We start from the raw sequence: 20,217 nt of genomic DNA on the forward strand, positions 1-20,217 counted from the left end.
ACGCGCGCATCCGCCGTCGCTGCTTCGGCCCACCCCGGCCCGCGCGGGGCCGGTGGAACCGGTGGCGCCCCTCAGCTCTGGTAGGGCTTCGCCTCCAGGACCCGGACGGAGGCCATCTTGCCGTTCGGCAGCTCGTACTCGGCGTCCTCACCGACCTTCTTGCCGTTCACGCCCGCGCCCAGAGGCGACTGCGGAGAGTAGGTCTCGATGTCCGAGCTGGCGTACTCGCGGGACGCCAGGAGGAAGGTGATGGTGTCGTCCTCGTCACCGTCGAAGGCGATCTTGACGACCATGCCGGGCTCCACCACGCCGTCGTCCGCCGGAGCCTCGCCGACCTTCGCGTTCTCCAGGAGCTGCTGGAGCTGGCGGATCCGCAGCTCCTGCTTGCCCTGCTCCTCCTTGGCCGCGTGGTACCCGCCGTTCTCGCGGAGGTCGCCCTCCTCGCGAGCCGCCTCGATCTTCTTGGAGATCTCGGTACGTGCAGGACCCGACAGGTACTCCAGCTCGGCCTTGAGCTGGGCGTACGCCTCCTGGGTCAGCCAGGTGACGTTGTCGCTGGTCTGGGTCACAGGTGCTCCTCGTCGGTACTGGGATAGATGAGCTGATGCAGCAATCGCCCTACCAGAAAGACTGCGCCTTCACTGGTGGGCGAAACCACGAGCTTAACAATTCCGGCAGAAAAGGGAAGAAGGACCGAGCTTCGCCCCAGGTCACAACGGTGCGCGTGCCCTGTTCACCCGGTGGTCCGCAGGGGGCCCGCGCTCAGTGCTTCCGTTCGCAGCCCAGCAGCTCGGCGTTGGTGGCGCGGGCGGTGGTACGCAGAGTGATCACCTTGTCGACGCGGCCGGCCGCCGCGTCGAACGCCGCGGTCTTGCGGCCGACCTCGGCGCCGTCCTCCGCGCGGGAGCGCAGCGTGCACACCCCCGCGACTCCCTTGTCCTTGTGCACCTCCAGGTGCACCTCGACCGCGCTGTCGGAGACGACCTTGTACTTGATCACCTCGGCGCTGACGTCCTGACCTGCGATGTAGGAGATGCCGAGCCAGCCGACGAGTGCGAGCAGCAGCACGCCGAACACACCGCCTGCGAGCTTCAGACGACGGTCGGTACGCGCCTCGGCCCGCCCCGCGCCGCCCGCGGGCCCCCCGCGTGCCGCGGAGCTCCCGGTGGTACGCCCGTAGCGCCCTTCGGGCACCTTCTGGCGCACTTCAGCCATGGCGCGTTCCTCTCGGCGGCGCGGGGTCGGACCGGGAATACATCACGGGCCCGGTTCGGTCACTATAGAAGCCGCCCGCGATTCCGCTGAAGGCGGGCGCCGATGGCCGACTTACGAGGATTGAGTTGTGACTGAGCAACTGCGACTGATGGCCGTGCACGCGCACCCCGACGACGAGTCGAGCAAGGGCGCGGCCACCATGGCGAAGTACGTCGACGAGGGGGTGGACGTGCTGGTCGCGACGTGTACCGGGGGAGAGCGTGGCTCCATCCTCAACCCGAAGCTCCAGGGCGACACCTACGTCCAGGAGCACATCCACGAGGTGCGCAAGAAGGAGATGGACGAGGCCCGGGAGATCCTGGGCGTCAAGCAGGCGTGGCTGGGCTTCGTCGACTCCGGGCTGCCCGAGGGCGACCCGCTGCCGCCGCTGCCGGAGGGCTGCTTCGCGCTCCAGGAGGTGGACGAGGCCGCCGGGGCGCTGGTGCGGCTGATCCGTGAGTTCCGGCCGCAGGTGATCACCACCTACGACGAGAACGGCGGCTACCCGCACCCGGACCACATCATGACCCACAAGATCACGATGGTCGCGTTCGAGCACGCCTCCGACACCGAGAAGTACCCGGAGGCGGAGTTCGGCCCCGCCTGGCAGCCGCTGAAGGTCTACTACAACCAGGGCTTCAACCGGCAGCGCACCCTGGCGATGCACCAGGCCATGCTGGACCGGGGCCTGGAGTCGCCGTACACCGAGTGGCTGGAGCGCTGGGAGAAGATGAAGGTCAAGGAGCGCGAGCTGACCACCTTCGTGCCCTGCGGCGAGTTCTTCGAGATCCGCGACAAGGCGCTGATCGCGCACGCCACCCAGATCGACCCGGACGGCGGCTGGTTCCGCGTACCGATGGACATCCAGAAGGAGGTCTGGCCGACCGAGGAGTACGAGCTGGCGAAGTCCCTCGTGGAGACCTCCCTCCCCGAGGACGACCTCTTCGCGGGGATCCGCGAGAATTGACGCCATGAGCCCCACGCAGACAACGCTCGTCCAGGTCCTGCCGCTGGCCAAGGACCTGGACGAGAACAAGGTGACTCCCGGTGTGCTCGGCTTCATCGTCTTCGCGGTGATCGGCCTCGCCGTCTGGCTGCTGATGAAGTCGATGAACAAGCACATGAAGCGGGTCGACTTCGAGGAGCAGTCGCCGGCGGGCGGCTCCGCGCCGCTCGGCGGAAGCGGTGCGGCTTCCGCCGTGCAGACCGAAGCCGGGGCCGGAACCGCCGGCGCCTCCCGCGACGCCGATGCCGCCCCGAAGGCCGAGGCCGCCGGGGACGGGGCTGCCGCCTCCACTCCGGCCGCCTCCTCGAAGCCCGCCCAGGGCTGACAGACCCGCGCCCCGCGTGGCGGCAGGTGCCGACCGCCCGGCGGGTGGGTACCCGCCGCTCGACGGGCGGGTGCCGGCCATCCGGAAGGCACACGCCGGCCACCTCGGCGGCAGATGCCGCCCGCGTGACGGCGGGCGCTTCCGGCCTGGAGGACAGACGCGAGCCGGCCTGCTGCGCCCGGACCACTCCGGGCCGGGCCCCTCCGGTCCGCCCCTGGGCCGGGACGCGCGAGCCGTCCCCGGTCGGGGTCGCCGCCCCGGGCCGGACGGCTGCGGGCCGATCCGGGAGCCGGACCGCTTCGCGGGCCTGTCCCTTCGCGGGCCGTTCCCGCGCCGGGCCGCTTCCGGAGCCGGGCCGGGCCGTCCCGGGGCCCGGGTAGCCCTTCCACCCTTCCGACGTCCGTTACGGAGATCATCATGCTGTTCGGCAGGTTCAACAACCGGATCCCCACACCCGAGGAAGCCCTGCAGGGCCGCCCGGAGCGGGAGTTCACGGTGCCCGAGCGTCACACCGTGCTGGGTACGGCACTGCTGGGCCCCTACCCGGAGGGCCTGGAGGTCGCCGACTTCGGTATGGGCTGCTTCTGGGGCGCCGAGCGCGTCTTCTGGACGACGGACGGCGTCTGGACGACGCTCGTCGGTTACCAGGGCGGGCCCACCCCGAACCCGACGTACGAGGAGGTCTGCTCGGGTCTCACGGGGCACGCCGAGGTCGTCCGCGTCGTCTTCGATCCGGCGAAGGTGTCCTACGAGACCCTCCTCAAGCGGTTCTGGGAGGCGCACGACCCCACCCAGGGCTTCCGCCAGGGCAACGACTCGGGCACCCAGTACCGCTCCGCGGTCTACACCCACTCCCCCGCCCAGGCCGCCGCCGCGGAGGCCTCCCGCGCCGCGTACCAGCAGGTTCTGACCGCCTCCGGCCACGGGGAGATCACCACGGAGATCCTTCCCGCCGCCGACCGCCCCTTCTACCCGGCCGAGGGCTACCACCAGCAGTACCTCGACAAGAACCCGGCGGGGTACTGCGGCATCGGCGGCACGGGCGTGAGCTGCCCGGTGGGCATCGCCACCGCCCCGCCGGAACACTGAGCGCACCCGCCCGGCACTGAACGCACCCACCCAGAGCCCTTCCGTCATACGGAGAGCATTTTTCGGCCAGCGGTATTCCCGGAAGGGCGGCCCCGCCCCGGAGGCGGGACGGTTCGCACCGGTACACACGGCGGTCGACGGCCGGACCCGCAGTCGGCGCCTTCGCGATTCACCCCGTCGCAAAGACCGGCGGGCAAACCCCGGAGGCGCCGGAAGGGCCAGTCCTCCGCCACCAAGTAGGCGCATAACGGAAATCCGCTTTCACATGGTGGACTTGTTCGCGCCTGCCGGAGGGGAATCAGCTCCTGATAGGCCGGTGAGTTCTACCAGGCCGGGGGGGCGGGCGCCAGGTCGGGGAAAGAGAGGAGGACGACGCCGCCCCGCCAGGTGCCCAGGGTCTGCGGCTGCCCGCCGTGCGGCAGGAAACGGCCGCGGAAGGGGGCGAGTGCGGGCCGGATGCGCTCCACCTGCTCGGTCAGGCCGGAGTGGGCCTCCCGGTTCTCCAGCCGGGGGACGGCGTACGCGGCCATCGGGTACTCCCTCCGGTTCGGGACCCCGGCGCGCGGCGCCGGGATTGCGGATAGCGTGGCCGGTGTTGCCGCTTGTGCCGCGGCGGGCGATGTCCTCGCGGGCAGGGGCGGCCGGCACCGGTCCCATGCGTGAGACGGAGGAGCACCGTGTCCCAACCGCCAGCCGCCGAGGAGCCGTTCACCGTCCCGGTGACGGTCAGGGGGTACGAGATCGACACCCAGGGGCACCTGAACCAGGCCGTGTACCTCCAGTACGGGGAGCACGCGCGCTGGTCGGTGCTGAAGGCGGCCGGGATCGAGCAGGCTGCCATGGTGGCGCGGGGCGTCGGCCCGGTGGTTCTGGAGCAGACGGTGCGCTATCTGCGGGAACTGCGCGCCGGTGACGAGGCGACGGTGAGCTGCGCGTTCGAGTGGGGCGCGGGCAAGACGTTCCGGGTGCGGCAGCTCATCCAGCGGGTGGACGGCACGCTCGCCGCCGAACTGACCGGGGTGGGCGGGGTGATGGACCTGGAGGCGCGCCGTCTGGTGGCCGACCCGGGCGCGGCGCTGCGGGAGCTGGCCACCGATCCGAAGCTGCTGGGGCTGGCCTAGCACGCCCGCTTCACGGGTACGCCCCTGCGTGCGCGCGCACACGACAGAGGGTGGCTCCCCGGCCGGGGAGCCACCCTCATCGGTTCGAAGCCGAGGGCCGCGTCAGAGCGCGGAGCCCTCCTGCCACTTCGCCCAGTCCATGTTCCAGCCGTTGAGGCCGTTGTCGGGCTGGACGGTCTTGTCGGGGGAACCCTTGACCTCGACGACGTCGCCGATCATCGAGTTCTCGTAGAACCAGGCACCGTCGGTGTTCGGGTCGCCGGCTCCCTTGGCGTCCTTGAGGCCGACGCAGCCGTGGCTGGTGTTGCCCGTCCCGAAGGGGGCGCCCCAGTAGTTGCCGTGGATGAAGGTGCCGGAGGTGGACAGCCGCATGGCGTGGGGGACGTCCTTGATGTCGTAGCCCTCTGCGCCCTTGCGGCCGAACCCGACGGTGTCCCCGTCCATCCGGGTCTCCTTGTGCTTCTCGGAGATCACCATCTTGCCGTTGTAGGTCGGGTTGGCTGCGCTGCCCGAGGAGATCGGGATGGTCTTGATCGTCTTGCCGTCCCTGACCACCTTCAGCTGGTGGCTCTTCGCGTCGACGGTGCTGATCTGCTGGCGGCCGATGTCGAAGGTGACCTTCTTGTCCTGGACGCCGACGTTGCCGCCACCCGCGTTCACGCCGTCGAGCCCGAGGTCGAGGGTGACCTTGGAGTTGGGCTTCCAGTACTCCTCGGGGCGGAAGTCGAGCCGGTCGTTGCCGAACCAGTGGCCGACCGCCTTCTGGCCGCTGGTGGAGCTGACCTTGATCGCGGACTCGACGGCCTTCTTGTTCTGGACCTGCTTGTCGAAGGTGATCGAGACCGGCATGCCGACACCGACCGTGGAACCGTCCTCGCCGGCGTAGGTACCGATGAAGCTGTTCTGCGGCGAGACGGTGGTGAAGGCCGAGTTCTCGACGGCCTTGCGGCCCTCGCTGTCCTTCGCCGTGGCGGTGACCTCGTACTTGGTGGCCCGCTCCAGCTGCTCCTTGGGCTTCCAGGTCGCACCGTCGGCGGAGAGGGTGCCCTCGACGGCCGTCCCGCTCTGGGCGGCCTTCATGGTGACCTTGGTGAGCTTGCCGCCCTTGACGGAGACGTTGCCGCCGTTGTTGATGCTCGCGTTGGTGTCGCCGTCCTTGGAGGCGATCTTTATTCGCGCCTGCGAAGCATCCTTCTCGGCGGATATGTCGTTCTTGGCGCCGGACTTCTCGGTGTCGCCCCCCTCGTCACCGTTGCATCCGCTGAGCGCGAGCACCCCACCGAGCAGCACGGCCGTGGCCGCGAGACCCCTGCGGTGCTTCCCCACCGTCATCACTGGCTTCTCCATTTGCCTTCGGAACCCCATGTCTCCCGGTAAAGCTGCTCAGCCCCCACAGCGCCCGTTGTCGGACATGTGCGCTCCAGCTCCATGCATATGAACGCACGAGGGACTATGACCGGTTCCACTTTCGGTAAAACTGTGGTCTAGGACACGCGTCCGACCGGTTCGCGCACCGTCCGGGCTCGTGTCCCGTTTTTCCGGGGCAGAACCACTCCGGTTCCCAGGATGAGCGGAAGCATGCCTTCCCCCTCGCCTCCACCAGTCAGTAACATCGGCCCGCGTACGGCCGGTTCACGCCGGTTCACGCCGGCCCCCCGAGCCGTACGCCGCACCGACGCGCACCCAGGAAGGCCATTTCGTGTCCGAGGCCGGACCCTCGAAGCTGTCAGTCCACCGCCGTCCTCTGGCGACCGCAGCGGCGGCCGGCGGAGTGCTGTTCGCCCTCTGGTTCGTCCCCACCGCCAACGCTACCCCCGAAAAACCAGACCATCCCACCCGTCACGGCGACACTGTGACGCGGTTGGAACACGACCGGGGCGCCGAGCAGGCGAGGACCCCCGGTATCTAGGCAAGCGGTCCGGTGACGGACTCCGCGGCGGCCACCAGGGCCCCGGACCGGACGAACGCCTCCGCGGCCCCCAGGTCGGGCGCGAGGAACCGGTCCTCCCCCGGCCCCTGGGCCCCCGCCTCCCGGAGCGCGGCGATCACCGCGCGTGCGGCCTCACCGGGTTCCGAGCCCACCGTCCCCGCCCGCAGTTCCACCGCGCGGGCGGCCGCGTACAGCTCCACCGCGATCACCCTGGCCAGCCCGTCGACCGCGGTGCGCAGCTTGCGCGCCGCCGACCAGCCCATCGAGACGTGGTCCTCCTGCATGGCGGAGGAGGGGATCGAGTCCACCGACGCGGGCACGGCCAGCCGCTTGAGCTCGCTGACCAGGGCGGCCTGCGTGTACTGGGCGATCATGAGCCCGGAGTCCACTCCGGCGTCGTGTGCGAGGAACGGCGGCAGACCGTGCGAGCGGTTCTTGTCCAGCAGCCGGTCGGTACGCCGTTCGGCGACGGAGGCCAGGTCGGCGGCGGCCACGGCGAGGAAGTCGAGGACGTAGGCGACGGGCGCCCCGTGGAAGTTGCCGTTCGACTCGACCCGGCCGTCCGGCAGCACCACCGGGTTGTCCACGGCGGCGGCCAGCTCGCGTTCGGCCACCGTACGGGCGTGCGCCAGGGTGTCCCGGCCCGCACCGGCGACCTGCGGGGCACACCGCACCGAGTAGGCGTCCTGCACCCGCGGCGCATCGTCCTGGTGGTGGCCGGTCAGCCCGGAGCCGGCCAGGAAGGTGCGCATGTTGGCGGCGCTGGCGGCCTGCCCCGGGTGCGGCCGTACGGCGTGCAGGTCGGGCGCGAGCACCCGGTCGGTGCCCAGCAGCGCCTCCAGGGACAGCGCGGCGGCGAGGTCGGCGCTGGTGAACAGGCGGGCGAGGTCGGCGCAGGCCATCAGCAGCATGCCGAGCATCCCGTCGGTGCCGTTGAGGAGCGCCAGCCCTTCCTTCTCGCGCAGCTCGACGGGGGTGATGCCGTGCTCGGCGAGGAGTTCGCCGGCCGGCCGCACCGTTCCGTCGGGGCCCTCCGCCTCGCCTTCGCCCATCAGGGCGAGGGCGCAGTGGGAGAGCGGTGCGAGGTCGCCGGAGCAGCCGAGGGAGCCGTACTCGTGCACGAGGGGGGTGATGCCGGCGTTGAGGACGTCGGCCATCGCCTGGGCGACCTCGGGCCGTACGCCGGTGCGGCCGGAGGCGAGGGTCTTCAGGCGCAGGAACATCAGGGCCCGTACGACCTCGCGCTCCACCCGGGGGCCCATGCCCGCGGCGTGCGAGCGGACGATGTTGCGCTGGAGCTGGGCGCGCAGGTCGGGGCCGATGTGGCGGACGGCCAGGGCGCCGAACCCGGTGGAGACGCCGTAGACGGGCTCGGGCCGGGCGGCGAGGTCGTCGATGAAGCGGCGGGCGGTGCGCAGCGCCTCCACAGCCTCGGGGCTCAGCTCGACGCGGGCGCCGTCCCTGGCGACGGCGAGGACCTCCTCGGGAGTGGTGCCCGAGCTTCCCACCACCACGGTGTGCATATTCATATTCACGAACCCTAATGAGTGAATTGCCATCTGTCACGGCCACCCCGGTAGACCCCTGCAGACCCCTGCCTAGGAAAACCAGGTGAGTGCCTAGGACCCCTAGGCATAGGGTCCCGCTCACGGCGGCGACGGAGGGGTGCGCATGGTACGTGCGGGACTGACAGTGGACCGGCTGGTGACGGCCGCAGCCGAACTGGCGGACGAGGGCGGCCTGGACAACCTCACGCTCTCGGCACTGGCCCGCCGCTTCGGCGTCAGGGACGCCAGCCTGTACGCGCACCTGGGCGGCCTGGCCGACCTGCGCGTCCGGCTGTGCATGCTGGCCGCCACGGAGATGACCGACCGCATCTCCGCTGCCGTCGCCGGACGCGCGGGCAAGGACGCGCTGGTCGCCTTCGCCGACGCCTTCCGCGCCTACGCGCTCGAACACCCCGGCCGCTACGCCGCGGGGCAGCTCCAGCTTGAGCCCGCACGCGCCGCCGAGTCGCCCGGACACCGCCGCAGCGTCGAGCTCACCTACGCCATGCTGCGCGGCTACGGCCTCGACGAACCCGACCTCACCGACGCCGGGCGCCTGCTGCGCAGCGCCTTCCACGGCTACGCCGACCTGGAGGCCCGCGCCGGCTTCAGCCACCCGCGCGCACCGGCCGCCTCCTGGCACCGCTCCCTGGACGCCCTCCATTTCCTGCTGGCCAGCTGGCCGCGGGCCGACACCACCCACGAGGAGAACGACGACCATGACTGACCTGCCGGCCGACCCCGCCCCGCGCACCGGTGCCCTGCCCGTCCCCGGCGCGACCCTCCACTACGAGGTGCGCGGCGGCGGCCCGCTGCTGCTGCTGATACCGGGCGGCGCCGGCAACGCCGAGGTCTTTCACGGGGTCGCCCCCGCACTCGCCGGCCGGTTCACGGTCGCCTCCTACGCGCCCCGTGGCATCAGCGGCAGCCCCCTGGACGTGCCCGGCGAGGAGCAGCAGCCCGAGGTGCACGCGGCCGACGCCCGCCGTCTGCTCGACCTGCTCTCGCCCGACGCGCCCGCCTACGTGGCCGGCACCAGCTCCGGGGCCGTCACCGCGGTCGAGCTGCTGAGCAGGCATCCGGCCAGGGTGCGGCTCGCGGTCGCGCACGAGCCGCCGCTGCTGCGGATGCTGCCCGACCCGGCCCCGGCGCTCGCCGCCTTCGCGGAGATCGGCGGGATCGCCGCGCGCGAGGGGGTCGGCCCTGCCTACGCGCGCATGGGGGCCGTGCTCGGCGAGGCGGAGCCCGTCGCCCCGGCCGGGGACGAAGGGGAGCCCGCGGCGCCGACCGAGGGGCTGCGGGCCGCGATCGGAGCGAGCAGCGCACACTTCCTCCGCCACGTGCTGCGGTCCTTCAGCCACCACCGCCCGGACCTCGCGGAGCTGAAGGCGGCCGCGGACCGGTTGGTCGTCGCCGTCGGCCGAACCTCCCGGGGCCAGCTCCAGCACACCGCCGCCACCGCCCTTGCCCAGGCCGTGGGCGCTGAGGTGCGGGAGTTCCCGGGCGGCCACCTGGGGTGCGTCGAACACCCGGCCGCCTTCGCCCGGACGCTGGGCGCGACGCTGTCGGAGCGGGACGCGGCCCCCGCCGCTGCCGACGTGGAGCGGACGGGGTCCCGAACCGAGGGCTGAGCCCCGGCCCCGGCACCGGTCCGGCCCGGCGACCCGCCGACGGCGCGGGTCCGCCGGGCCCCCTCGCGCTCAGTGCCGGCGGAAGCGGCGACGCTCCACGGAGGTGCGGAGTGGATCGGGGGCGGCGGCCAGCTGCACGGTCGGGTCGTCGGGGCCGCCCTCCCGGCCCGCCACCACCGGCTTGCCCGAGCGCAGCGCCTTGGCGCGGTACTGGGCGGCGTCCGCGAGCCGGAAGATCCGGTGGGCGCTGCGCACGTCGCCGACCGGGTCGCCGGTGGAGGCCACGCCGCAGGCCGCGCCCTCCCCCAGCTCCAGTTCGGCCGCGCCGTGGCACAGCTCCTCGGCCGCCCGTACCACCTCGTCGGCGGTCGGCCCGACAGCCAGCAGGCAGAACTCGTCCCCGCCCAGCCGCCCGGCCAGGGCGCCGGGGAGGGTGCCCGCGCAGGCCGAGAGGACGTCGGCGAACCGCTCCAGCAGGCGGTCACCCGCCTCGTGGCCCTGCTGGTCGTTGACGCGTTTGAGCCCGTTGATGTCGCAGACGGCGAGGCTGACGACGGTGCCCAGTTCCCGGTGCATCTCCACCGCCTCCTCCAGCCGGGACTCGACGGCCCGGCGGTTGGCCAGCCCGGTCAGCGGGTCGGTGTAGGCGAGGCGGCGGACCTCCTCCAGCCGTTCGTTCTGGGCGATGCCGGAGGCGATGAGTGCGGCCAGTACCGCGGCGAAGTCGGCGTCGTCCCGGGTGAAGGGGGGCTCCCCCTCGGCGCGGGCGACGTACAGCTCGCCCCAGGCGCGCCCGTGCAGCACGACCGGGGCGATCACGCCGGAGCCGAGCCCTGGGCGCCGTGCCGCGGCCGGCCTCCGGTAGCGGGGGGCCTCCTCGCCGTCGCCGGGTTCCGTCCCCGCCACCCAGGCCGGGGCCCGGCCGCCCTTCGCCGGGCGTCCTGGCGGCGCCTCGGCGGCCTGGAGGAAGCCCGGCACGAAGTACGCCTCGTCCTCGGGGAACTCCGCCCCCTGCGGCGCCAGGGACCCGATGTTGACCAGCACCCGCAACCGCCCGCGAGCGCGCTCCCACACGGAGAGGGAGGCGAAGGCGCCACCCATCGCCTCGCAGGCGCCCTGCGCCGCCGCGTGGGCGACGTCCCGGTGCGAGAGGGCGGCGGCCGTCTCGGGGTCGGGTGCGGCGGAGGTGCGGGCCGGGGCGGGGGCGGACGTCTGCGCCGCCGCCATGGCCTGCGACAGCCCGACGACGGCGCTCAAGCGCGCGTCCGCGTCCCCGCTGAGAGGTATTCGGCCCATACGGCCAAGATTAGAAGTCTTCGCCCTGTTCTGCCGCACGGCCCCCTACGGAGAGCCTCACTCTACGTACGTCGCGTGCGTCGCGGGGGTCTCTTGGCACAACTCGCGCCACCTTCTCGCCGCCTCTCGCGCGGCTCAGGCACCCGGCCAGTCGGGTTTCCGCTTCTCGTTGAACGCGGCGACGCCCTCGGCACGGTCCCCGGAGAAGGCGACGGTGCGCCAGGCGGCCTCCTCCACCTCCAGCCCGGCCCGCAGGTCCATGCCCCAGCCGGTGCGCAGCGCCCGCTTGGCGGCCCGCAGCCCCACCGGCGAGTTCCCCGCGATCCGGGCGGCCAGCGCCAGCGCCTGCTCGCGGGCCGCGCCCGCCTCGGTGAGCTGGTCGACCATGCCGAGTGCGTACGCCTCGGCGGCCTCCACCCGGCGCGCCGTGAAGATCAGCTCGGCGGCGCGGGCCGCGCCCACCCGGCGCGGCAGCAACTGGGTACCGCCCCCGCCCGGCACCACGCCGACGGAGACCTCCGGCAGCCCGACCACGGCGCTCGGGTCGGCGACGATCAGGTCGCAGGAGAGCGCCAGCTCGTACCCGCCGCCCAGCGCGTACCCGTGCACGGCGGCGACGGTCGGCATCGGCAGCTCCAGCACACCCCGGTAGGCCGCGCTGGTGTGCGGGCGCTGGGCACCCAGCTCCGCGTCGCTCAGCGCGTTGCGCTCCTTGAGGTCAGCGCCCACGCAGAACGCGCGCTCGTGCGTGGAGGTCAGTACCGCGGCCCGTACGTCACCGTCCCGGGCCAGGGCGGCGCAGGCGTCGGCCAGCGCCCCCGCGAACGCCGTGGAGACGGCGTTCATGGCCCCCTTCCGGTCCATCACCAGCTCCGCGACGTGCCCGTCCTTGCGGACGCGCACCCACTCCCCGAACGTCTGCTCGCTGTTCGCCATGGCCGTCACGATAACGGTCGCGGCAGCCCTCCCCAGGGGTGTCAGCTCTCGGTGACGCGCCGCCGCAGCAGCCACGGCTCGACGACGCCCAGACCACGCACCGGCCGCTGGTACAGGGGTTGCAGCGCGAACCGGTACCCGGACAGGTCCTCGCTCTCCTTCTCCGACTCCGGCGCCGCGCCGGAGGCCGTCAGCTCGGCGCGGAAGGCGCCGTCGACCAGCACGGTGTCCTTCGGCGCTATCGAGGTCAGGCGGCTGGCGAGGTTGACGGTGTTGCCGAAGACGTCGCCCATCCGGGTCGTCATCGTCCCGAACGCGATCCCGACCCGCAGCTCGGGCATCGTCTCGTCGTTCGCCATCGTCTCGATCAGCCGCACCCCGATCTCGGCGGCGGTGCCCGCGTCCTCCGCGACGTAGAGGATCTCGTCCCCCAGCGCCTTGATGAGCCGCCCGCCGTGCGCGGCCACCAGGTCCGCCGCGGTCGTCTCGAACGCCTCCACCAACTCGCCCAGTTCCTCGTCCTCCAGGCGCCGCGTCAGCCGGGTGAAGCCCACCAGGTCGGCGAAGCCGATGGCCTGGCGGCGGTCGACCATCTCGTCGTCGTCCTTGACCTGGACGACCCGCCCGGTCGCGGCGGCGAGCTGGCGGCGCCAGACGTAGACCAGGAACTCCTCCAGCTCCGGCAGCAGCAACTGCACCAGCGGGAAGGTGACCTCGTTGCGCGTCATCCCCGGCTCGGGCGGCTCGGTCAGCCCCATCAGGAAGGAGTCGATCTGCCAGTCGGCGAGCCGCGCGGTGGTCTGCCCGGTGGAGCGGGCCACCTGCACCGCCATCGGCTCGCTCAGCAGCCCCGCCTCCACCAGACCCGACAGCCGCCGCAGCGCCAGCACGTCGGCCTCCGTCAGCGCCCGCTCCTGACCGACGTCGGCGAAGCCCATCGCCCGCCAGAACCGGGACGCCAGCTCCATCGACACCCCCGCGGCGCGGGCCGCCTGGAAGGGCGTGTACTGGCGTTCGGAGCCGAGGATCAGCTCCTCGATGCGCAGGGCGCTGGGGTCGGTGTCGTCCACCGGGACGTCCGACTCCTCGTGGGAGTCCTCCGGGCCGCCGCCCGCCGCCGGGCCCGGATCCCCGAGCCCGATGTGCTCCGGGTCGCCGTCCGGGTCGGAAGTTCCGGCCCGCCCGGCGTCATCCGTGCCGCCCGCCGGCTCCGGCTCGGGCATGCCCGGTTCGTCCACGGTCACCGGCGGCTCCCCACACCCTCCGCGGCGTGGTGTCGCGGCCTCGCGTCGTCCCTGCGCACAGCCCTTCCGTTCCTCTTGCCGATCCTGCTCACGGCGGCCCCGGCCCGCTCGCCGGGGGGGACACCCGTGCCCGGTGGCACCCGATGTCACCGCCGATTGCCCACCATACGGCAGTTGTGCGCTACCTCACTTACCGGTTGCGGGACGCAGATGGACGATGTCACCGGCCGCGACCGGACGCTGCACGCCCTGCTCCGTCGCGATGACCAGCCGCCCGTCGCCGTCCACCGCGACCGCCTCCCCCACCAGGTCGTCCCCGCCCGGCAGCATCGCCCGTACCGTCCTGCCCAGCGTCACGCACCCCGCGGCGTACGCCTCCAGCACGGCACTCGCCGAAGGGTCGCCGTCCGCGGCGGACCACCGGCCGTACCAGTCCTCCAAGGCCCGCAGGACCGACCTCAGCAGCGGATCACGGTCCGTACCCCGCGCTCCCGCCAGCGCCAGCGACCCGGCGGTGGGAACCGGCAGCTCGTCCTCGGCGAGCGTCACGTTCAGCCCCATGCCGAGCACCACCTGCTCCTCGTCCACCCGCTCCGCGAGGATCCCGCCGACCTTGCGTTCCTCCTCGCCCACGGTGACCAGGACGTCGTTCGGCCACTTCAACCCCATGTCCACCCCCGCCGTGCGCGCGAGAGCCCCCGCCGCCGCCACCCCCGCGAGCAGCGGGATCCACCCCCACCGTTCGGCCGGCGGGTCCGGCCGCAGCAGCACCGAGAAGAACAGCCCCGACCTCGGCGGCGCACTCCACGCCCGGCCCAGCCGCCCCTTCGCCGCCGTCTGCCCCTCCGCCACGAGAACCGCCCCGTCCCCGGCCTCCCCCGCCCGGGCCCGCGCCACCAACTCGGTATGGGTCGATTCGAGCGTCTCGGCGACCTCCACCTCCGTCCACAGCGAATCCCCCCCGACGAGCGCCCTGCGAAGGGCCCCCTCACGAAGCGGCGGACGACTGAGATCGGACCAACGATTACCCGTCATCCCCCCAGGCTATGGCCCGACTCGGACCCGCAGGAAAGCCGCCGGACGCACCAAGGTGGTCAACCACCGGGGCGTCACCGCGAAGTCAACGGGATCAAGCCTTGCCGGAAGGGGGCTCCTGAGCCCGGGGTCGCAGCCCTCACAGGTGGGACGGCCACGAAGCCGGGTCCCGACCACTGACCGGATGTGTCCAACGCCGCACAACGCCGCACCCCGCAACCCCGCGACCGCCGATACCCTACGCCCCGGTAGCCCATCCGCCCCGCGCCGCCGCGAAGGTAAGGAGCCCCTCCGAGATGTCCCCGCACAGCCCCGACATCGACGACGTCGACATCCACACCACCGCGGGAAAACTCGCGGACTTCGAACGCCGCACGGCCGAAGCCGTCCACGCGGGCTCCGCACGCGCCGTGGAGAAACAGCACGCCAAGGGCAAACTGACCGCCCGCGAACGCGTGGAACTCCTCCTCGACGAGGGCTCCTTCACCGAGCTGGACGAGTTCGCCCGGCACCGGTCCACCAACTTCGGCCTGGAGCAGAACCGCCCGTACGGCGACGGCGTCGTCACGGGCTACGGCACCGTCGACGGCCGCCCCGTGTGCGTGTTCTCGCAGGACTTCACGATCTTCGGCGGCGCCCTGGGCGAGGTCTACGGCGAGAAGATCGTGAAGGTGATGGACTTCGCGCTGAAGACCGGCTGCCCGATCGTCGGCATCAACGACGGCGGTGGCGCCCGCATCCAGGAGGGCGTCGCGGCGCTCGGCCTGTTCGCGGAGATCTTCCGCCGCAACACGCACGCCTCCGGAGTGATCCCGCAGATCTCCCTGGTGCTCGGCCCGTGCGCGGGCGGCGCCGTCTACTCCCCCGCGATCACCGACTTCACGGTGATGGTCGACCAGACCTCGCACATGTTCATCACCGGCCCGGACGTCATCAAGACGGTGACCGGTGAGGACGTCGGCTTCGAGGAGCTGGGCGGCGCCCGTACGCACAACGCGACCTCGGGTGTGGCGCACCACATGGCGGGCGACGAGAAGGACGCCGTCGAGTACGTCAAGGCGCTGCTGTCGTACCTGCCGTCGAACAACCTCTCCGAGCCGCCCGCCTATCCGGAGGACGCGGACCTGGAGACCTCGGACGAGGACCGCGAGCTGGACGCGCTGATCCCGGACTCCGCGAACCAGCCGTACGACATGCACACGGTCATCGAGCACGTGCTGGACGACGGCGAGTTCCTGGAGACGCAGGCGCTGTTCGCGCCGAACATCGTGACCGGGTTCGGCCGGATCGAGGGGCAGTCGGTCGGCGTCGTGGCGAACCAGCCGCTCCAGTTCGCGGGGTGTCTGAACATCGACGCGAGCGAGAAGGCCGCCCGCTTCGTGCGCACCTGCGACGCGTTCAACGTCCCCGTCCTCACGTTCGTGGACGTGCCCGGCTTCCTGCCCGGCACCGACCAGGAGTACGACGGGATCATCCGCCGCGGCGCCAAGCTGATCTACGCGTACGCGGAGGCGACGGTGCCGCTGGTCACGGTCATCACCCGCAAGGCGTTCGGCGGCGCCTACGACGTGATGGGCTCCAAACACCTGGGCGCGGACCTGAACTTCGCCTGGCCGACCGCCCAGATCGCGGTGATGGGTGCGCAGGGAGCGGTCAACATCCTGCACCGCAAGAAGCTGGCCGCCGCCGAGGGCGAGGAGGAGACGGAGGAGCTGCGCGCCCGGCTCACCCAGGAGTACGAGGACGCGCTGCTCAACCCGTACGTGGCGGCCGAGCGCGGCTACGTGGACGCGGTGATCCGCCCCGCCGAGACCCGCCGCCACATCACCCGCGGGCTGCGCACCCTGCGCAACAAGCGGGAACAGCTTCCGCCGAAGAAGCACGGCAACATCCCGCTGTGAGGAGGCCGCGATGACAGAGCCCCTGGAGACGTCCGCCGGTGCCGCCGAGCCGCCCATCCGGGTGGTGCGGGGCAATCCGACGCCGGAGGAGCTGGCCGCGGCGCTGGCCGTGGTGCGGGTCCGGGCCACGGCCGCACCCCCCGAAGAGGAGGGGCAGCGGCAGGCGGACGCCTGGTCGCACCCGGCCCGCACGGTGCCGCGCCCCCTGCCGGCGCCCGGACCGGGTGCCTGGCGCCGCACGTTCTGGCCCGCCTGAACCCCCGCGGCGCACCGGCGCCGCCCTCGCCTCGCCGGGGCCCGCGGCTGAGTGCGCGTACATCTGAGTACGCGTACTCAGGCGCGGGCCCCGGTGGCGTCCCACCATGGACCGCATGCTGTGGTCCGACCCCCACGACGAGCCGCCGCCGGAACTGCGCAGGACGCAGGAGAAGGTGCACCGCCTCGGCTGGGTGCTGCTGGTGACCACCGCGCTGGCGATGCTGCTGCTCTTGTCGGTGGCGTACTCCTGACCACGCCGTACCCGGGCGGGCACGCGCCCCGTCCCGTCCCCGGCCGGGCGGGCAGGCGCCGTGGCGGGTCCTTACGATGGCCCGCATGAACTCACCGCGCCTCGTCCTGGCCTCCGCGTCCCCCGCCCGCCTCGCGCTGCTGCGGCAGGCCGGCATGGCGCCCGAGGTCGTCGTCAGCGGCGTGGACGAGGACGCGGTCGAGGCAGCCACCCCCTCGGAACTGGCCCGGGTGCTGGCCGAGGCGAAGGCCGAGGCGGTGGCCTCGCGCCCGGAGGCCGCGGGGGCGCTCGTCGTCGGCTGCGACTCGGTGCTGGAGCTGGACGGGCGGGCGCTGGGCAAGCCGGCGGACGCCACCGAGGCGACCGCCCGCTGGCGGGACATGCGGGGCCGCTCCGGCGTGCTGCACACCGGGCACTGCGTCGTCGATGCCGTCGACACGCGTACTGCGCGGGAGCGCTGCTCGGTGACGGCGTCCACGACGGTGCACTTCGGCGACCCGTCGGACGAGGAGATCGCCGCCTATGTGGCCAGCGGCGAACCGCTGCACGTGGCGGGGGCGTTCACGCTGGACGGCCGCTCGGCCCCGTTCGTGGACGGCATCGAGGGCGACCACGGCAACGTGCTGGGCCTCTCGCTGCCGACGCTGCGCAGGCTGCTGGCCGTTCTCGGGGTCCCCGTCACGGACCTGTGGGTGGCGCGCTGATCCCGCCCTGGGCGGGGTGCTGCGGGCCCGCCTCCGGCTGGTCGGCCTCCGGCCGGTCGGCGTCCTGCCGGGCGGGGCGCCCGGTGGCCTCGCCGTACCAGGTCAGGGACCACACGATGAGGCCGAGGACGACCATCAGCACCACGAACGCGCTCCAGCCGACCAGTCCGATGCAGAAGGCGCCGAGGACGCCGTGCACGACGGCGCAGCTGATGAGCACGATGCGCCAGAAGCCGCGCGGCGGCAGGTCACGGAGCGCGGTGCGGGCGAGGATCAGCGCGCAGGTGAGCACGTAGCCGCCGACGAGGACGGCGCCGATCACCGCGGAGACGGTCATGGCGCGCGGGTCGATACCGGCGAGCGACATCTGCTGGGCGTCGGCGACCTTGCCGAGGAAGAGATTGAGACCCACGAGCACGGCGGCCTCCAGCGTGAGCACCAACGCCGTCACCGCGGCCACCGCCCGTCTGCGCCCTGCCACCGCGCCCACCCCTTCCCAAGGCTTGCATCTACCGTGCAGGGACCGCCCGTTGCGCGGCCCACCGCTGCACGCGCCCGGGTTACTCCAGGTACGCGTGCGCGCGGCAGAGCGAACGCTACTGGCGGGTACAAGCGGGGGCAAGGGAAACGACCGAAGCAAAGATTCCCCCGCCGTCTCGTGGAGTTTCCACAAAGACAGCGGCTTCTTCCGTGCGACTCCGACAGAGAGTTAGCCCACATCCGGCAGGCGGACATCCGGCGGCCGGATGCGGCGTACCGTGGGATGACGAGGGGAGATCCGGTTCCGCGCGAGGCGCGCATGACACTCCGTGTGGGCAAGCTCACCCCCTTTGGCGGCTCGGCGTCAGGTGTCGCCAGTACCTAAACTCAGCTTGTTTCAAGGAGGGAGCCATCGTGCGCAAGGTGCTCATCGCCAATCGCGGCGAAATCGCCGTCCGCGTCGCCCGCGCGTGCCGGGACGCCGGAATCGCGAGTGTCGCCGTCTATGCCGAGCCGGACCGGGACGCACTCCACGTCCGGGTGGCGGACGAGGCGTTCGCGTTGGGCGGTGACACCCCCGCGGCCAGCTACCTGGACATGAGCAAGGTCCTCAAGGCCGCCGCCGACTCGGGGGCGGACGCCGTCCACCCCGGTTACGGATTCCTGTCGGAGAACGCCGAGTTCGCCCAGGCGGTGCTCGACGCGGGCCTCAACTGGATCGGCCCGCCCCCGCACGCCATCCGCGACCTGGGCGACAAGGTCGCCGCCCGGCACATCGCGCAGCGCGCGGGAGCCCCTCTCGTCGCCGGCACCAAGGACCCGGTCTCCGGCGCGGACGAGGTCGTCGCCTTCGCCGAGGAGAACGGGCTGCCCATCGCCATCAAGGCAGCCTTCGGCGGCGGCGGCCGCGGCCTGAAGGTCGCCCGCACCCTGGAGGAGGTCCCCGAGCTGTACGACTCGGCGGTGCGCGAGGCGGTGGCCGCCTTCGGCCGCGGCGAGTGCTTCGTCGAGCGCTACCTGGACCGCCCCCGCCACGTGGAGACCCAGTGCCTGGCCGACAAGCACGGCAACGTGGTCGTCGTCTCCACCCGTGACTGCTCCCTGCAGCGCCGCCACCAGAAGCTGGTCGAGGAGGCCCCGGCCCCCTACCTGAGCGACGAGCAGAACGCCGAGCTGTACCGCGCCTCCAAGGCGATCCTGCGGGAAGCCGGTTACGAGGGCGCCGGCACCTGCGAGTTCCTCGTCGGACAGGACGGCACGATCTCCTTCCTGGAGGTCAACACCCGCCTCCAGGTCGAGCACCCGGTCACCGAGGAGGTCACCGGACTGGACCTGGTGCGCGAGATGTTCCGCATCGCCGACGGCGAGGAGCTCGGCTACGACGACCCGCCGCTGCGCGGTCACTCCTTCGAGTTCCGCATCAACGGCGAGGACCCGGGCCGCAACTTCCTCCCCGCCCCGGGCACCGTCACCACCTTCGCACCGCCCTCCGGTCCGGGCGTGCGGCTGGACGCCGGTGTGGAGTCCGGCTCGGTCATCGGCCCGGCCTGGGACTCCCTGCTGGCCAAGCTGATCGTCAGCGGCGCCACCCGCGGCCAGGCCCTCCAGCGGGCGGCCCGGGCGCTGGACGAGTTCGAGGTGACCGGCATGGCCACCGCCCTCCCCTTCCACCGCACGGTGGTCCGCGACGCGGCGTTCGCCCCCGAGATCAGCGGGCGCCGGGGCGAGCCGTTCGACGTCCACACCCGGTGGATCGAGACGGAGTTCGTCAACGAGATCAAGCCGTTCGCGGCACCGGCGGGCGAGGACGGCGAGGACGAGGACACCGAGGCCTCCCGCGAGACGGTCGTCGTCGAGGTCGGCGGCAAGCGGCTGGAGGTCTCCCTCCCCTCGTCGCTGGGCATGCCGCTGGCGCGGGCCGCCGTCGAGGGCGGTGCCCGCAAGCCCCGGCGGAAGGCCGCCAAGAAGTCCGGCTCCGCCGCCTCCGGCGACTCCCTCGCCTCCCCCATGCAGGGCACCATCGTGAAGGTCGCCGTGGAGGAGGGGCAGGTCGTCGAGGAAGGTGAACTCGTCATCGTCCTGGAGGCGATGAAGATGGAGCAGCCGCTGAACGCGCACAAGGCCGGCACCGTCAAGGACCTCAAGGCCGAGATCGGCGCCTCCGTCTCCTCCGGAGCCGTCATCTGCGAGCTCAAGGACTGAGCAGGCGC

21 protein-coding genes are annotated in these 20,217 nt (G+C 72.4%); 11 read left to right on the forward strand and 10 right to left on the reverse strand.

Annotated features, from left to right (window positions below; all coding sequences use genetic code 11):
• Positions 1-71: 71 nt before the first annotated feature.
• Both greA and H297_RS0103425 read right to left on the reverse strand, forming a co-directional pair.
• A complete protein-coding gene (gene greA / locus H297_RS0103420) occupies positions 72-569 on the reverse strand; it encodes a transcription elongation factor GreA (RefSeq protein WP_027735907.1) in 498 nt (165 codons plus the stop codon).
• A 193-nt stretch (positions 570-762) separates the two neighbouring features.
• The gene (locus tag H297_RS0103425) at positions 763-1,215 is read right to left on the reverse strand and encodes a DUF4307 domain-containing protein (RefSeq protein WP_027735908.1); all 453 of its coding nucleotides are present in this window, start codon (positions 1,213-1,215) and stop codon (positions 763-765) included.
• 127 nt (positions 1,216-1,342) lie between these two features.
• Between H297_RS0103425 and mca the strand changes: the two genes are divergently transcribed.
• From mca to msrA, 3 genes are all read left to right on the forward strand, one after another.
• Complete coding sequence (gene mca / locus H297_RS0103430) at positions 1,343-2,221, forward strand: mycothiol conjugate amidase Mca (protein WP_027735909.1); 879 nt, start codon at positions 1,343-1,345, stop codon at positions 2,219-2,221.
• A gap of 4 nt (positions 2,222-2,225) precedes the next feature.
• Complete coding sequence (locus tag H297_RS34240; RefSeq protein WP_037792544.1) at positions 2,226-2,585, forward strand: hypothetical protein; 360 nt, start codon at positions 2,226-2,228, stop codon at positions 2,583-2,585.
• A 417-nt stretch (positions 2,586-3,002) separates the two neighbouring features.
• Entirely contained in the window at positions 3,003-3,674 is a 672-nt protein-coding gene (gene msrA / locus H297_RS0103440) for a peptide-methionine (S)-S-oxide reductase MsrA (RefSeq protein WP_027735910.1), read from the forward strand.
• A gap of 323 nt (positions 3,675-3,997) precedes the next feature.
• On the opposite strand, the gene H297_RS34245 is transcribed toward msrA, so the two are convergent.
• Positions 3,998-4,204 carry a DUF1330 domain-containing protein gene (locus H297_RS34245; RefSeq protein ID WP_051351446.1) on the reverse strand — a complete coding sequence of 69 codons (207 nt, stop codon included), beginning with the start codon at positions 4,202-4,204 and terminating at the stop codon, positions 3,998-4,000.
• Positions 4,205-4,351: 147 nt separating this feature from the next.
• Between H297_RS34245 and H297_RS0103450 the strand changes: the two genes are divergently transcribed.
• Positions 4,352-4,795: an acyl-CoA thioesterase gene (locus H297_RS0103450; protein ID WP_027735911.1), complete on the forward strand. Its 444-nt coding sequence runs from the start codon at positions 4,352-4,354 to the stop codon at positions 4,793-4,795.
• Positions 4,796-4,897: 102 nt separating this feature from the next.
• Here H297_RS0103450 and H297_RS0103455 read toward each other — a convergent pair whose 3' ends face one another.
• Together H297_RS0103455 and hutH are read right to left on the reverse strand one after the other, a co-directional pair.
• The gene (locus H297_RS0103455) at positions 4,898-6,127 is read right to left on the reverse strand and encodes an Ig-like domain-containing protein (RefSeq protein WP_027735912.1); all 1,230 of its coding nucleotides are present in this window, start codon (positions 6,125-6,127) and stop codon (positions 4,898-4,900) included.
• 573 nt (positions 6,128-6,700) lie between these two features.
• Positions 6,701-8,254: a histidine ammonia-lyase gene (gene hutH / locus H297_RS0103460; protein ID WP_037792548.1), complete on the reverse strand. Its 1,554-nt coding sequence runs from the start codon at positions 8,252-8,254 to the stop codon at positions 6,701-6,703.
• Between the two features lie 142 nt (positions 8,255-8,396).
• Here hutH and H297_RS34250 point away from each other — a divergent pair, with 142 nt between their 5' ends.
• A complete protein-coding gene (locus H297_RS34250) occupies positions 8,397-8,999 on the forward strand; it encodes a TetR/AcrR family transcriptional regulator (RefSeq protein ID WP_037792551.1) in 603 nt (200 codons plus the stop codon).
• Positions 8,992-9,903, forward strand: a complete 912-nt coding sequence (locus tag H297_RS34255) for an alpha/beta fold hydrolase (RefSeq protein ID WP_037792552.1) — start codon at positions 8,992-8,994, stop codon at positions 9,901-9,903. The genes H297_RS34250 and H297_RS34255 overlap by 8 nt, the downstream gene beginning before the upstream one ends.
• Positions 9,904-9,972: 69 nt before the next feature.
• On the opposite strand, the gene H297_RS0103475 is transcribed toward H297_RS34255, so the two are convergent.
• From H297_RS0103475 to H297_RS0103490, 4 genes are all read right to left on the reverse strand, one after another.
• Entirely contained in the window at positions 9,973-11,199 is a 1,227-nt protein-coding gene (locus H297_RS0103475) for a diguanylate cyclase domain-containing protein (protein ID WP_027735914.1), read from the reverse strand.
• Between the two features lie 135 nt (positions 11,200-11,334).
• The gene (locus H297_RS0103480) at positions 11,335-12,135 is read right to left on the reverse strand and encodes an enoyl-CoA hydratase-related protein (RefSeq protein ID WP_037792555.1); all 801 of its coding nucleotides are present in this window, start codon (positions 12,133-12,135) and stop codon (positions 11,335-11,337) included.
• A 41-nt stretch (positions 12,136-12,176) separates the two neighbouring features.
• The gene (locus H297_RS0103485) at positions 12,177-13,379 is read right to left on the reverse strand and encodes an adenylate/guanylate cyclase domain-containing protein (RefSeq protein WP_027735916.1); all 1,203 of its coding nucleotides are present in this window, start codon (positions 13,377-13,379) and stop codon (positions 12,177-12,179) included.
• Positions 13,380-13,565: 186 nt separating this feature from the next.
• Positions 13,566-14,414, reverse strand: a complete 849-nt coding sequence (locus H297_RS0103490; protein WP_027735917.1) for a biotin--[acetyl-CoA-carboxylase] ligase — start codon at positions 14,412-14,414, stop codon at positions 13,566-13,568.
• A gap of 296 nt (positions 14,415-14,710) precedes the next feature.
• Here H297_RS0103490 and H297_RS0103495 point away from each other — a divergent pair, with 296 nt between their 5' ends.
• From H297_RS0103495 to H297_RS0103510, 4 genes are all read left to right on the forward strand, one after another.
• Positions 14,711-16,315 carry an acyl-CoA carboxylase subunit beta gene (locus H297_RS0103495; protein ID WP_027735918.1) on the forward strand — a complete coding sequence of 535 codons (1,605 nt, stop codon included), beginning with the start codon at positions 14,711-14,713 and terminating at the stop codon, positions 16,313-16,315.
• Positions 16,316-16,325: 10 nt separating this feature from the next.
• Positions 16,326-16,571 (forward strand): acyl-CoA carboxylase subunit epsilon, encoded by a 246-nt coding sequence (locus H297_RS0103500; RefSeq protein ID WP_051351447.1) that lies wholly within the window; start codon positions 16,326-16,328, stop codon positions 16,569-16,571.
• Positions 16,572-16,686: 115 nt separating this feature from the next.
• Entirely contained in the window at positions 16,687-16,824 is a 138-nt protein-coding gene (mmpB, locus tag H297_RS43610) for a morphogenic membrane protein MmpB (protein ID WP_199787132.1), read from the forward strand.
• 76 nt (positions 16,825-16,900) lie between these two features.
• Positions 16,901-17,527, forward strand: a complete 627-nt coding sequence (locus H297_RS0103510) for a Maf-like protein (protein ID WP_027735920.1) — start codon at positions 16,901-16,903, stop codon at positions 17,525-17,527.
• Here H297_RS0103510 and H297_RS0103515 read toward each other — a convergent pair.
• On the reverse strand, positions 17,502-18,008 hold the full coding sequence (locus tag H297_RS0103515) for a hypothetical protein (protein ID WP_064744777.1): 507 nt from the start codon (positions 18,006-18,008) through the stop codon (positions 17,502-17,504). The two genes, H297_RS0103510 and H297_RS0103515, sit on opposite strands and share 26 nt — an antisense overlap.
• Before the next feature lie 413 nt (positions 18,009-18,421).
• On the opposite strand from H297_RS0103515, the gene H297_RS0103520 reads away from it, so the two are divergent.
• Positions 18,422-20,209, forward strand: coding sequence for an ATP-binding protein (locus H297_RS0103520; protein ID WP_027735922.1), 1,788 nt, complete (start codon positions 18,422-18,424; stop codon positions 20,207-20,209).
• Positions 20,210-20,217: the final 8 nt, after the last annotated feature.

The sequence above is a fragment of the Streptomyces sp. CNT360 genome (assembly GCF_000424785.1).